The organism is Agrobacterium sp. FDAARGOS_525, assembly GCF_003938925.1.
GTDB lineage: Bacteria > Pseudomonadota > Alphaproteobacteria > Rhizobiales > Rhizobiaceae > Agrobacterium > Agrobacterium pusense.
The window spans coordinates 1-12865 of sequence record NZ_RKIU01000007.1 but is presented as its reverse complement, the minus strand read 5'-3'; the positions used below and the strand labels follow the sequence as shown (position 1 = coordinate 12865).

Sequence of the window (12865 nt, the reverse complement as noted above, 5' to 3'; positions counted from 1 at the left end):
GATCGCTTCATGGAAAAGAACACGCTCTCCCTTCGCAATCTCGGCCGCAGCTTCGGCCCGACCAGAGCCGTCGACGGTGTCAGTCTCGACATCGCCGCCGGAGAGTTTGTAGGCGTCATTGGCCGCTCGGGTGCCGGCAAGTCCACGCTTCTGCGCCTAATCAACCGGCTGATCGACCCGACGGACGGCAGCGTCCATTTCGGCGAGCGCCAGATCACGTCGCTCAACGGACGAGCGCTGCGCCAGTGGCGTCGCGAATGCGCGATGATATTTCAGCAATTCAATCTGATCGAGCGGCTCGACGTGCTGACCAACGTGCTGGTCGGCCGCATCTCCTCGCATGGTTTCGCGAGCTCCATGGCGATGCGCTTTTCCGACGCCGAACGTGCATTGGCGATCCGTGCGCTCGACCGGCTCGATCTCGCCCCGCAGGCCCTGCAGCGCGCCGGCACGCTTTCAGGCGGTCAGCAACAGCGCGTTGCCATCGCCCGCGCACTCCTGCAGGAGCCGCGTATCCTGCTTGCCGACGAACCGATCGCCAGCCTCGACCCCGGCAACGCCATGCGCGTCATGGAGGCGCTGCGCACCATCAACATCGAGGACGGCATCACCGTTATCGTCAACCTGCACACGCTCGACACGGCGCGCGCCTATTGTGACCGCATCGTCGCCATGCGCTCCGGCCTCGTCATGTTTGACGGCAGCGCCCGCAACCTCACCGACGAGGTCGTTCGCGACATCTACGGCAGTTCCGGCCTCACCGAGTTCAACGAATCCATCACCTCGACCTCCATCCGGTCGGCGGTTCCGGCCTGATCAACCTCTGGGAGAATACCAATGCGTCTCATCGCCGCCACAGCCCTCCTCACGCTTTTTGCCCTGCCGACCATCGCTGCCGACTGGAAGTCCGACTACAAGGTCGTTCGCTTCGGCGTTTTGTCCGGCGAGAACGAGAAGGATCGTGTTGCTCGTTACAAGCCTTTTGAGGCCTATCTTGAAAAGACCCTCGGCATCGACGTCGAGCTCTTCACCGCTGGCAACTACGACGGCGTCGTCCAGGCACTCGCCGCTGACCAGATCGAATTCGCCTTCCTCGGCTCCTCGGCCTATGCAGCCGCCTATACCGAGACCGACGGCGGCGTCGTTCCACTGCTGACCGCGGTTCAGGAAGACGATTCTACCGGCTATTTCTCGGTCATTACGGTGCGCTGCGACAGCCCCTATAAGAAGATCGAGGACCTTAAGGGCAAGGTGTTGGCCTTTGCCGATCCGGATTCCACCAGCGGCTATGCCGTTCCGAACTACAACCTCGTGCAGCAGGGCTTCGAGCCCTCGACCTATTTCTCGGCAACGCCATTCTCCGGCAGCCACGAGGCCGGCGTTCAAGGCGTCGTCAACGGCCAGTTTGATGCAGCCGCCACCTATATCAACAACGAGAAGAGCGGCATTCCCCAGCGCATGGTCTCCAAGGGCATGATCAAGGCCGGCGAAGTCTGCTGGATCTGGGAGTCGCCCGAGATCACGTCCGGCCCCTTCACCGCCCGCAGGAACCTGCCGGCAGAAATGGTCAGCGCCATGAAGGATGCCGTGAAGAACGTGCCGACAGCCGATCCGGCAGCCTTCAAGGAAATGACCGGCGCCGAAAACTCGACGGCCAAGGGCTACGTCGAAGTTGACCATGACCGCTACCAGTGGATCGTCGACATGCGCGCCTGGCTGAAGGCCCAGCGCAAGAGCTGATCCCGAGCGAAACGCAGACGGGGCGATCTCGACAGGGATCGCCCCTTTTTTACAGGGAAACGTCATGACCTTCGCCCCTGCCGCAGCCCCTTCCCAGGCGGTGCTGGATTTCGAACGCGCCTATGCCCGCCACCGCGCCCGCGGGCGGCTGACCTTCCTCGTCGTGACGGCGGCTCTGCTGATCGCCTTTGTTGTGACAGCCGATTTCTCCAATCTCCTCAAAGTCAGCCAGATCACGCTGTCTGACGGCAGCAGAGCCGAACGCTGGATCCTGCTCGCAGGCTTGCCACGGCTCGGCGAATACCTTGCCAAGACCGTTCCTCAGCTGTCGTCGGAAACGCTTGGTGCAGACCTCGCCGCGTGGTTCTGGCGGTGGAAGGTCTGGGGCTGGCTCCTCCTCGAAACCGTGCTCATTGCCTTTATGGCGACCGCCCTTGGGGTGGCCGGCGGCTTCGTCATGTCCTTCCCGGCGGCGCGCAACCTCTCACCCAGCAGGTGGATGCTCTGGCTGTCGCGCCGCTATCTCGAAATTGCCCGTACGGTGCCGGAACTGGTATTCGCGCTGATCTTCGTCTTCTGTTTCGGGGTCGGCCCGATGGCGGGCGTGTTGGCGATCGCGCTCCATACCTGCGGGGCGCTCGGCAAGCTCTATTCGGAAGTGAACGAGAACATCGACATGCGCCCGCTGGAGGGCGTCAAATCGGCGGGCGGCAGCAGGGCTGACCAGATACGCTATGGCGCGGTGCCGCAGATCCTGCCGAACATCATCAGCTACACGCTGCTGCGTTTCGAGATCAATGTGCGTTCGTCCTCGATCATCGGCTATGTCGGCGCCGGCGGCCTGGGTCAGGAGCTTCGCACTGCCGTATCGTTGCAGGAATACACCGATTTGTCGGCGCTCTTCATCATCGTCTTCGTCACAGTCTTTGTGATCGACTGGGGCTCGGAAAAGCTGCGCCACCGGATCATCGGCATGGAAAGGATCCACTGATGACAACCGTTACCCGCGCGGAAATCTTGGCGCTGCGCCAGTCCATGCCGCTCGCCTTCCGTCCGTCCATGGAGATGCGGCTGAAGCGCTGGGGTTTGATGCTCGGCTTTACCGCGCTGTTTGCCTGGTGCCTCTATGATTTCGGCTTCACGCCAGAACGCATCATCAACGGTCTTAGCCGCCTCGGGCGCGTTCTCTCCTTCATGTTCCCACCCCATATCTGGACGGAATGGGATCAGGTAAGCGATATCCTGACGGGCCTCGGCGAAACGCTCGCCATGGCCTTTCTCGGGACGCTGCTTGGCGCCGTGGTTGCCTTTCCGCTCTCCTTTCTCGGCGCCAAAAACATCAACCGGTTCGCCTTCTTCCGCTTCGGCGTTCGGCGAGGCTTTGACATCATACGCGCCTTCGAGACGCTGATCCTGGCGCTCGTCTTCATCCGCGCCTTCGGCCTCGGCCCGCTTCCCGGAGTGCTCGCGATCGCGGTGGGCGAAATCGGTGTTCTTGCCAAGCTCTACGCCGAGGCGATCGAGAACATCTCCAAGAAGCCCGTCGAGGGCGTTGTTGCCTCCGGAGGGTCTCGCTCCCAGGCCATCCGCTTCGGGATGCTGCCGCAGGTCTGGCCGGTGCTTCTTTCAATCACCCTCTACAACTTCGAATCCAATGTCCGCTCAGGTACCATTCTCGGCATTGTCGGCGCCGGCGGCATCGGCTTCATCCTCTCCGACCGCATCGGCGCCTATCGATGGGACGAGGCTTGGTCGATCATCTTCCTGATCATCGCCATGGTCTATGTCATCGACGCCCTCTCCGGCGCAATCCGCGAGCGGTTCATCGGCAAATGGGAACACGCGAAATGAAAATGCTGTCGGAAGCTCCGACCATCCATGAAACGGCGACGGTCGTCGGCTGCGAACTCGGCAAATGGACCGAGATCCAGGCCCATGTCAGCATGCGGGAAAGTCAGTTCGGTGACTATTCCTACATCGTCAAGGGCGGCAACGTCGTATGGTCGACCATCGGCAAGTTCTGCTCGATTGCCGAAGGTGCGCGCATTAACCCGGGCAACCACGCCACCTGGCGCGCGAGCCAGCACCATTTCACCTACCGTGCAGCACAATACGGGCTGGGCGAAGACGACACCGAGTTCTTCCAATGGCGCAAGGATCACTGGGTGACCATCGGCCACGACGTGTGGATCGGCCACGGCGTCACGGTACTTGCCGGCGTGACGATCGGCACCGGCGCGGTGATCGGCGCCGGTGCGGTCGTCTCGAAGGATGTCGAACCTTACACAATCGTCGGTGGTGTTCCCGCAAGGGCAATCAAGCGACGCTTCAACGAGGAGCAGGCCGCAGCACTGCTCGATATCGCTTGGTGGGACTGGCACCACGACACGCTGCGCGGCCGCCTTCCTGACATCCGCACACTCTCGATCAATGCCTTCATCGACAGATATCGCCGGGACACATTCGCGCCAACCATATCGACCCAAACCACGGAAGCCGAGGCCTTGTTCATGGTCGAGTAGCTATGCCATTCAGCTTCTCCCTCACAGATCCGAGCGGGCGGATTTCCCGCACCCGGCTCTTCCCGAGAGTAAACCGCGTCACCTCCTGGCCTTCTCCCAAGTTCGAGCTATACGTGGGACTGGCAGTTCGAAGCGTGCGGTCAAGGGCTCGAATTCCGTCCAGCTCATTCGCCGGCTTTTCTGACTTCGCCGCCTCAGGCAGCGGAACCATATGCTCAGTGGCGGCGTCACGTCGCCTGTGCACCAAGCGGACATTGGCTCCAAGCCTAGTGGTGACCGGATCGGGGCCGACACAAGACTGTCCGCTCCCATCGACTCTGCCAACGAAAGCGTTCGCGTTATGCTTCAAGGACTGGTGAGATTATCTGAAGGCACTTTATGAGGTGCATGCCGGCCGCCTCATTGCGCCTTCTGCCGCAGCCGGTCGGTCGCAAGCTCCATCACCAGAACGATCACGAAGATCACGAGGATGATGGTCGAGGCGTTGCGGTACTGGAAAAGGTCGAAGGCGACTTTCAGTTCCTGGCCGATGCCGCCGGCACCTACGAGGCCGAGCACCACCGACGAGCGGACCGCCTTTTCAAGCGCGAACTGCGAAGTGTTGATCAAGGACGGCATGATATCGGGCACGACGGCGCCGGAGAGCACAGAAAAACGTCCCGCACCGGCGGAGAACAGAGCCTCCTGCGGCTCCTTGTCAGCATCCTCGATCGCTTCGGCGAAGAAGCGACCGCAGAAGCCGATCGTGTCGATGATGATGGTCATGGTGCCGGCCACCGCGCCAAGCCCGATGGAGGCGACGAAGAGCAGCGCCCAGACCATGTCCGGCACGGTGCGGAAGAGCGAGATCATTACCTTGAAGACGTGTCGGAAGGGCCCGATCGGCGACAGCGTGCGCGAAGCGAGCCAGGCGATCGGCAGACTGAGCAGCACGCCGATGACGGTGCCGACGAAGGCGATCTGCAGCGTCTCAATCGTGCGCCAGGTGACGCGCATCAGAAAACCGGGTTCAAAGCTCGGCCGCAGCATGCGCTCAATCAGGTTCGCCATCCGTGGCGCACCGTTCAGAAGCTGGCTCGGCGTTGGCGCCACCTGCGTGGCCGAGACGACGAGCAGCGCACCAAGAGCGACGAGGATGGCAAAAACAAACGGCGAGGCGCGGAAAAAACGGGCGGGTGCGACCTCACGCATGAAACACGCCCTCCAGGCGTTTGCGGTCGACTTCGGCCACCGGAAGGTCGAAATGCACGTGGCCGGCCTTCAACGCCACGATCCGGTCGGCAAAGCTCAGCGCATGCTCCATGTCGTGGGTCGTATGGACCAGCGTTATGCCCCGTTCCCGGACGAGATCAGAAAACAGCGCCATCACGTCGCGACCCGCCGTCGGATCGAGGCTGGCAGCCGGCTCGTCGGCGATCATCAGCCTGGGCTTGCGCACCAAGGCGCGGGCGATCGCGACGCGCTGCGCCTGACCGCCGGAGAGTTCGTCGGCGCGTGCGGTCGCCTTGTGGGAGAGCTTCACCTGATCAAGCGCGTCCATCGCCTCTTCCCGGCATTCGCGTTCGGCGATCGCCTGGTGCCAGGCGCGCCAGGTGCCGGGAAGGCCAAGCTTGCCGTGAACGACATTGGTCAGCACCGACTGCCGACGCACGAGGCCGTGGTGCTGGAAGACGAAGCCGATCTGCTGGCGCATGCGCTTGAGCTGCGGACCGCTCGGCGCACTGCGGAAGGCTTCGCCGAGTGTCGAGATCTCACCATCGCAGAACGGCGTGTGGCCGATCAGGCACTTGAGCAGTGTCGACTTGCCCACACCGTTGGCGCCGACCAGCGCCACGCGCTCCCCGCTTCGGATGCGGATGTCGACACCGGAAAACACCGGCTTTCCGTTGGCATAACCCTTCTTCAGGCCCTGCGTGCTGATAACGTCCATCGTGGTATTCTTTCTGCGGATATGGCGTGGAGCCGGCGCTGGTGGCGCCGGCCCGATGGCAGGATCGGGTTGGGCCCGCTCAGTTGACGAAGTCGTTGAACGTATCGACGCCAATCGTCCGATACATCGAGCGGACGTAGTCGTAGTCGCTGTCCTTGACGTCGGTCAGGAAGAAGCCACCCTTGAATTTCTGGTTGTCTTCGCCCTGGAGAACGGCGGCCATGATGTCTGTGCCCTTTTCGACGAAGGCCGTACGGATCTTTGCGACGGTTTCCTCGGCCAGGTCCTTACGGGCAACTAGGATGTCGTTCGGCAGGTCACGGCCACGGGCAACCACGGCAAAAGCGACATCCGGGAAGGCTTCGCGGACGGAGGCAAGGTGGCCGAAATTTAGGCTGATGGCGGCGATGTCGCCACGGATCAGCGCTTCGGCGGCAACGTTGCGGGCGAGGATCACAGGCTCGTAGTCTTCATTGTATTTGAGGCCGAAATCAGACAGTGCCTGGGCCGGACCGAGATGCGTGGAGGTGGATCCGACCGAGCCGAAGGATACCTTCTTGCCCTTGAGATCCTCGATCGAGCGGATTGGACCATTGGCCAAGACGGCGATCTGGGCGAAGTAGTCCGGACGCTGCCAGGCGACGACGATCTGCGGCTGTGCAAGTTCCTTCATGACGACGTATTCGGCCGGGCCGGTGAGGACGAGGTCGACCTGTCCGGAATTCAGAGCTTCGACGGCAGAGGTGCGCGAACTGACCGGAAAGAGCTCGATTTCCAGACCGGAGGCCTGCTCAAGCGCTTTTTGAAAGCCGCCGAATTTCTGCTGCAGGGCTTCCATGCCCTCGATGTCGGTGACGGCGAATTTGACACTCTCGGCCGCGGCCGGCGCGAGGGAGACCAGAGAGATTGCACAGGCTGCGAGAAGGGAGCGGATCATGATATCTTCCTTTGCTGTATAGACAGGAGCATCTTCTGCGACTATCCCTAGCGACCAGACGTGACGGGCACGTGACAGTTTTCCGGCCCCAGGGCGAAAAACAAAACGGAGAGACGCGATGAACTGGACCATCCGCAACGGCACCGTTCTGGGCACCGAGAGACTCAAACACACTGACCTCTTCGTCGAGGGCGGCATGCTGTCGGACAGGGGCAATGGTGGGCGCGAGATCGACGCCGCAGGCCTGCTCGTCCTGCCGGGGATTGTCGATATCCATGGTGACGGCTTCGAGCGGCAGATCATGCCGCGACCGGGCGTGCGCTTCGACGTCGGCTTGGCACTGCGCGACACTGACCGACAACTGGTGACCAACGGCATCACCACAGCCTTTCACGGCGTAACGGTGTCCTGGGAGCCCGGCCTTCGTTCGCTGCAGGCCGCTGGCGACTTCGTCACCGCACTTGCCGCTGCACGCCCGCATCTGGCCTGCGATACCCGCCTGCACCTGCGCTGGGAGACCTTCGCGCTCGATGCGCTGTCGCAGGTGATCGAATGGCTGTTGCTCGATCCGAAGCCGCTCGTGGCCCTGAACGACCATACGACGGGTTCGGTGCTGAAGGGGGCGATCGCCCGCAAGATCGGCCAGATGGCCGAGCGCTCCGGCTTGTCGCGTAATGATTACATGGCGCTACTCGACGACGTCTGGGCACGGCGCAAAGATGTGGCCGGTGCCATCGAAAAGCTCGCGGCAGCAGCACGCGACAACGGCAACGTACTCCTCGCCCATGACGAGGCGTCTCCCGAAGAGCGCCGACATTTCCGGGCACTGGGGGCCGTGTCTTCGGAGTTTCCGCTAACGCTGGAGACGGCTGCCGAAGCCCGCGCCGCCGGCGAACATGTCATTCTTGGCGCCCCCAACGTCGTGCGCGGTGGCAGCCACAATGGCGCACTCGACGCAACGACAGCGGTTCGCGACGGGCTCTGCAGCGTGCTCGCCTCCGACTACCACTATCCGTCCCCACTGCATGCAGCCTTCCGGCTGGCATCCCCTGACGATGCTGGCTTCGCCAAGGTCTGGCACCTCGTGTCGGCCAATGCCGCCGCCGCCGCCGGCCTGTCAGACCGGGGACGGCTTGAAGAGGGAAAACGCGCCGACCTCATCCTCGTGGATGCCAAGGACATGCGCCACCCGAAGGTAATGGCAACCTTCGTCGGCGGTCGGCTCGTCTATTCGGCACAGACTCTGATAGAGACCGAACGCGCGATAGCCTCGGCTGCCGCCTGAACCGGAAACCATCATGCTCGACACGCCTGAAATCCCTCTCGCCGCCTTCGACGGACTGGTCTTCGGCCCGCGTAGCGACATGCCGATCTGGCAGCAGATCCGCGACCATATCCTTGGCCTGATCGAAGGCGGAACCTTGAGGCCAGGCAGCCAGTTGCCCGGAGAAACGCATCTCGCAGCAAGCCTCGGCGTCACCCGCATCACGCTGCGCCAGGCCCTGCAGCAGTTGCAGAACGAGGGGCACCTGACGGCGCGCAAGGGGCTTGTCGCAAACTTTCGGGCTTAACCGTATGTTGACCATAGGCATGGAATTTGCCGCTCCGAAAGTTGCGGAGCGAGCCCATGATTCTGAATGCTATTGCCGAGAAGCTGAAGCGCCAATCAAAGGATGACTTCAAAGGCAGGCATTTCGAGGCCTGGTTGATTGTACAGGCGGTTGCCTGGTACTTGCGCTACCCGCTCAGCTATCGTGACTTGGAAGAGATGTTTCGCGAGCGGGGCTTTGAGGTCGATCATAGCACGATCAACCGCTGGGTATTGGCCTATGCGCCGATGATCGAAAAACGGCTTCGGCAGTTTAGGCGCCCCCATTGCGGCTCGGTCAGAATCGATGAGACGTACGTCAAGATCCGCGGCAAATGGCGCTATCTGTACCGAGCCATCGACAAGCATGGCAATCCGGTAGATTTCCTGTTGACCGCTAAGCGCGATCTCGCCGCCGCCAAGCGGTTTTTCCGCAAGATGCTCAAAGACGAACCCTTGTTGTCGCCGACCAGGATCGGGACCGACGGGGCCAACACCTTCCCGTCAACGATCAAAATGTCGGTTGATGATGGGCTCCTCCATCCCGATCCCGTCCACTATGTCACCAAGCACCTCCAGCAAGGCATCGAAAGTGACCATTTCCGGGTAAAGAAGAACATGCCAAAGATCGGTGGCTTCCAATCCTTCAACACGGCGCGGCGAACCATCGCGGGTTTCGAGGCAATGCTGTGGTTGAGGAAAGGCTTCAGCTTTTCCGGCGGTTGGACTGTCAACGATCAGAACGATTTTCTTGCGCGCCTCTTCGGACTGCAAAAGATTAACAAAGCATGAAAATGAGGACGCTCAGGGGATAATCGCGCGCTCCGAAAATGTTTGCGACAGGCCCTTGAAATGAGCCCGGTAAACACGGTATGGCTCATCGGCGAGGCTGCCCGCTCGCAAAGTGTAATGGGAGCAGGCATTCGTCATGCAAGGCTTCCTCTGGAAAAATTCAGAGGCGGATGGGCAAGACTGGTAATCTGCGATGAGAACAGCAAACGTGCCTGGAGCAATCCTCTCCATCTATCATCGAAGTCGTGAGATTGCTGGCTACGAGATCACGGGCCACGGGGAAACCCCTCTAACAAAAGGGGTTTTCAACCCTTGGAGAGCAGAAATGACAGACACATATCCAGTTCCCCGTCCGAAAATTGCCGAGACGGTTATTCATCCCTCGGTACAACTGAGGGACGCCAGAATAGGAACCTGCTGCGAAATACTGGACGATACTTCACTCCACACCGTGGAGCTGGGCGACTTTTCATATCTCGGCCAACGTTGCATCGTCGAAAATGCGGTGATTGGAAGGTTCTGCGCTGTCGCTGCCGAGGTCAGGATCGGAGCGCCCAATCACCCGATGAACCGCCCCTCCATGCACCGGTTTACCTATTGTCCAGAATATTATTCGCATGACGCTGACCGCGATCTGACTTTTTTCACAAGACGCGCCGCTGATTGTGTGACTATCGGACATGATGTCTGGATCGGGCACGGGGTCATCGTACTGCCCGGTGTGAAAATAGGTAATGGCGCGGTTCTGGCGGCTGGCGCGGTCGTCAGCAAGGATGTTGCGCCTTACACCGTGGTCGGCGGTGTGCCGGCCAAGCTCATACGGAAACGCTTTGAACCTGTAATCGTTTCGAAGCTTACCGATATTGCCTGGTGGGATTGGCCCTTTGCAACAATTATCGAACGTCTTCCAGACTTCCAGTCAGAGAACATCAACGCATTTTGTGATCGTTGGTGGGGCAAAAATGCCAACGAAAATGGCAATAGCCAATCGTAATCAAGTATGGGGCAATAATTGTTAGTGAGAAAGTTTTGATTGCCCCCCTTCAAAAGAACGCCCTCGGGGCGCGCTCCGCCTTCAGCTTGGCGACCTCTTTCCGAAGCCTCTCGATCTCAAGCTGCTCCGGCTTCATCTGGCCTTTTCCAGGAAACGACTGGCTGGGATCGTCGCCGTATTCACGAACCCATTTGCACAACACATTCTCGTGGACATCAAGATCACGAGCAGCCTGCTCAACAGTGACCCCACGTTCCCTGACAAGCTTCACAGCCTCAAGCTTATACTCGCGGCTGAATATTCGTCTTTGCATTCATGCTCTCCGGTTTCAGGAGGAATATCTTACCTCGATGTCCATGAAACCGGCGGCAGGCCAAACCGCCACCTTATCATTATAGCGGCGGGTCAATTTTTTAGTTGAAGCATGAGTTCGTCTTCAGTCATGCCCGCTCATGATCCGTTCAATGACACTGCAATGAACGGACCATGACGTTTGTGTAAACTTACATTCCGCTTTAAGATTTTAATTTAGGCAATTGTTTTAATGCTAATTTCCTGCAGATGACGCAGGAAGGCATCTGTGGAAGCAGCGACTTCCCCTGAATTGTCTATTATGACGACATCGTCTGCACCGTCATCGAAGCTCACTTCGCGCTTAAGTCGCAAAGCGATTTCTTCTCGACTTTCACGTCCACGCGATGCAAGCCGCTCTGCAAGTACTTCCGGCCTAGCCGAAATGACGACCACGGACCGTTCCGAATAAAGCCTGCGGATATCGCCAAGTACACGCCGCGAGACATTCGCAATCACCACGATACCGTCGGCGATTTCATCATCAAGCGATTTCGGCAATCCATAGCTCAGGCTATGCGCCTGCCAGTGCAGCGCGAAAGCACCCTCGCCTGCGGCTTTAGTAAATGCTGCTTCATCCAGACTGTCGTGATCTTCCGTGCCCGGCATTTGCGGACGCGTGATGATCCGGCGCACAAAATGAAACCGCGTGTCGCCCGCAAGAGCCACACGCGCTGCATCCATAATCGTGTCTTTGCCGGCCCCGCTGGGGCCGACAACGGCAACGAAACAGCCTTTCGGCGTATCGGATTGCATCTGCATCAAAGCACCCGTTCGCCTTCGCGCCAGACAGTGCGCACAACCGGAATTGCACCTTTCGGCCGCACGCGAACCAGATCGGCACGCTTTCCGATAGCGATTTCGCCGCGATCATCCATCGCCATGGCATCAGCCGGGTTCTTGGTTACGAGGCGGACAGCCTGTGGCAGCGCAATCGGACGCTCCCCCGAAGCAAGGCCGAAAGCCGACTGAATGAGGCTGAACGGAATGTAATCCGAGGACAGAATGTCGAGGCTGCCATTATCGACGAGATCGCGTGCAGCAATATTGCCGGAATGCGAGCCACCGCGCACAATATTGGGCGCGCCCATCAGAATGGAAAGGCCTGCACCTTTTGAGGCACTGGCTGCTTGGGCCTGTCGCAAACATTTTCGGAGCGCGCGATTATCCCCTGAGCGTCCTCATTTTCATGCTTTGTTAATCTTTTGCAGTCCGAAGAGGCGCGCAAGAAAATCGTTCTGATCGTTGACAGTCCAACCGCCGGAAAAGCTGAAGCCTTTCCTCAACCACAGCATTGCCTCGAAACCCGCGATGGTTCGCCGCGCCGTGTTGAAGGATTGGAAGCCACCGATCTTTGGCATGTTCTTCTTTACCCGGAAATGGTCACTTTCGATGCCTTGCTGGAGGTGCTTGGTGACATAGTGGACGGGATCGGGATGGAGGAGCCCATCATCAACCGACATTTTGATCGTTGACGGGAAGGTGTTGGCCCCGTCGGTCCCGATCCTGGTCGGCGACAACAAGGGTTCGTCTTTGAGCATCTTGCGGAAAAACCGCTTGGCGGCGGCGAGATCGCGCTTAGCGGTCAACAGGAAATCTACCGGATTGCCATGCTTGTCGATGGCTCGGTACAGATAGCGCCATTTGCCGCGGATCTTGACGTACGTCTCATCGATTCTGACCGAGCCGCAATGGGGGCGCCTAAACTGCCGAAGCCGTTTTTCGATCATCGGCGCATAGGCCAATACCCAGCGGTTGATCGTGCTATGATCGACCTCAAAGCCCCGCTCGCGAAACATCTCTTCCAAGTCACGATAGCTGAGCGGGTAGCGCAAGTACCAGGCAACCGCCTGTACAATCAACCAGGCCTCGAAATGCCTGCCTTTGAAGTCATCCTTTGATTGGCGCTTCAGCTTCTCGGCAATAGCATTCAGAATCATGGGCTCGCTCCGCAACTTTCGGAGCGGCAAATTCCATGCCTATGGTCAACATACGGTTAAGCCCGAAAGTT

Annotated in this window: 14 protein-coding genes and 2 pseudogenes; 9 read left to right on the top strand and 7 right to left on the bottom strand. The window is 59.7% G+C overall.

The features are described 5' to 3' along the window. Nucleotides 1–9: 9 nt before the first annotated feature. From phnC to EGT36_RS29085, 5 genes are all read left to right on the top strand, one after another. Complete coding sequence (phnC, locus tag EGT36_RS29105) at nucleotides 10–816, top strand: phosphonate ABC transporter ATP-binding protein (RefSeq protein WP_024899728.1); 807 nt, start codon at nucleotides 10–12, stop codon at nucleotides 814–816. Between the two features lie 21 nt (nucleotides 817–837). After that, nucleotides 838–1740, top strand: a complete 903-nt coding sequence (gene phnD, locus EGT36_RS29100; RefSeq protein WP_024899729.1) for a phosphonate ABC transporter substrate-binding protein — start codon at nucleotides 838–840, stop codon at nucleotides 1738–1740. 64 nt (nucleotides 1741–1804) lie between these two features. Continuing rightward, nucleotides 1805–2731: a phosphonate ABC transporter, permease protein PhnE gene (gene phnE / locus EGT36_RS29095; protein ID WP_024899730.1), complete on the top strand. Its 927-nt coding sequence runs from the start codon at nucleotides 1805–1807 to the stop codon at nucleotides 2729–2731. Then, nucleotides 2731–3591 (top strand): phosphonate ABC transporter, permease protein PhnE, encoded by an 861-nt coding sequence (gene phnE, locus EGT36_RS29090; protein ID WP_024899731.1) that lies wholly within the window; start codon nucleotides 2731–2733, stop codon nucleotides 3589–3591. Before phnE (EGT36_RS29095) ends, phnE (EGT36_RS29090) begins: the two co-directional genes overlap by 1 nt. Beyond that, complete coding sequence (locus tag EGT36_RS29085) at nucleotides 3588–4262, top strand: DapH/DapD/GlmU-related protein (protein ID WP_107327987.1); 675 nt, start codon at nucleotides 3588–3590, stop codon at nucleotides 4260–4262. The genes phnE (EGT36_RS29090) and EGT36_RS29085 overlap by 4 nt, the downstream gene beginning before the upstream one ends. A gap of 399 nt (nucleotides 4263–4661) precedes the next feature. On the opposite strand, the gene phnE (EGT36_RS29080) is transcribed toward EGT36_RS29085, so the two are convergent. The 3 genes from phnE (EGT36_RS29080) to EGT36_RS29070 form a co-directional block, all read right to left on the bottom strand. Further along, nucleotides 4662–5453 (bottom strand): phosphonate ABC transporter, permease protein PhnE, encoded by a 792-nt coding sequence (phnE, locus tag EGT36_RS29080; RefSeq protein ID WP_024899092.1) that lies wholly within the window; start codon nucleotides 5451–5453, stop codon nucleotides 4662–4664. Beyond that, complete coding sequence (locus EGT36_RS29075) at nucleotides 5446–6192, bottom strand: phosphonate ABC transporter ATP-binding protein (RefSeq protein ID WP_024899093.1); 747 nt, start codon at nucleotides 6190–6192, stop codon at nucleotides 5446–5448. The genes phnE (EGT36_RS29080) and EGT36_RS29075 overlap by 8 nt, the downstream gene beginning before the upstream one ends. Nucleotides 6193–6271: 79 nt before the next feature. After that, nucleotides 6272–7129, bottom strand: a complete 858-nt coding sequence (locus EGT36_RS29070; RefSeq protein ID WP_125271698.1) for a PhnD/SsuA/transferrin family substrate-binding protein — start codon at nucleotides 7127–7129, stop codon at nucleotides 6272–6274. Between the two features lie 118 nt (nucleotides 7130–7247). On the opposite strand from EGT36_RS29070, the gene EGT36_RS29065 reads away from it, so the two are divergent. The 4 genes from EGT36_RS29065 (at nucleotide 7248) to EGT36_RS29050 (ending at nucleotide 10503) form a co-directional block, all read left to right on the top strand. Then, nucleotides 7248–8414 (top strand): alpha-D-ribose 1-methylphosphonate 5-triphosphate diphosphatase, encoded by a 1167-nt coding sequence (locus EGT36_RS29065; RefSeq protein WP_024899095.1) that lies wholly within the window; start codon nucleotides 7248–7250, stop codon nucleotides 8412–8414. A 13-nt stretch (nucleotides 8415–8427) separates the two neighbouring features. After that, nucleotides 8428–8700, top strand: coding sequence for a GntR family transcriptional regulator (locus tag EGT36_RS29060; RefSeq protein WP_024899096.1), 273 nt, complete (start codon nucleotides 8428–8430; stop codon nucleotides 8698–8700). 56 nt (nucleotides 8701–8756) lie between these two features. After that, a complete protein-coding gene (locus EGT36_RS29055) occupies nucleotides 8757–9509 on the top strand; it encodes an IS6 family transposase (RefSeq protein ID WP_024899183.1) in 753 nt (250 codons plus the stop codon). Nucleotides 9510–9834: 325 nt separating this feature from the next. Then, nucleotides 9835–10503 carry an LbetaH domain-containing protein gene (locus EGT36_RS29050; protein WP_024897970.1) on the top strand — a complete coding sequence of 223 codons (669 nt, stop codon included), beginning with the start codon at nucleotides 9835–9837 and terminating at the stop codon, nucleotides 10501–10503. 70 nt (nucleotides 10504–10573) lie between these two features. Here EGT36_RS29050 and EGT36_RS29045 read toward each other — a convergent pair. From EGT36_RS29045 to EGT36_RS29030, 4 genes and pseudogenes are all read right to left on the bottom strand, one after another. Next, nucleotides 10574–10816: pseudogene (locus EGT36_RS29045) on the bottom strand (transposase); the annotation flags it as partial. A gap of 215 nt (nucleotides 10817–11031) precedes the next feature. Continuing rightward, entirely contained in the window at nucleotides 11032–11610 is a 579-nt protein-coding gene (gene phnN, locus EGT36_RS29040) for a phosphonate metabolism protein/1,5-bisphosphokinase (PRPP-forming) PhnN (protein WP_024897968.1), read from the bottom strand. 5 nt (nucleotides 11611–11615) lie between these two features. Then, nucleotides 11616–11984, bottom strand: a pseudogene (locus EGT36_RS29035) (amidohydrolase family protein); the annotation flags it as partial. A 57-nt stretch (nucleotides 11985–12041) separates the two neighbouring features. Further along, nucleotides 12042–12794 (bottom strand): IS6 family transposase, encoded by a 753-nt coding sequence (locus EGT36_RS29030; protein ID WP_024899183.1) that lies wholly within the window; start codon nucleotides 12792–12794, stop codon nucleotides 12042–12044. Between the last annotated feature and the right edge of the window lie 71 nt (nucleotides 12795–12865).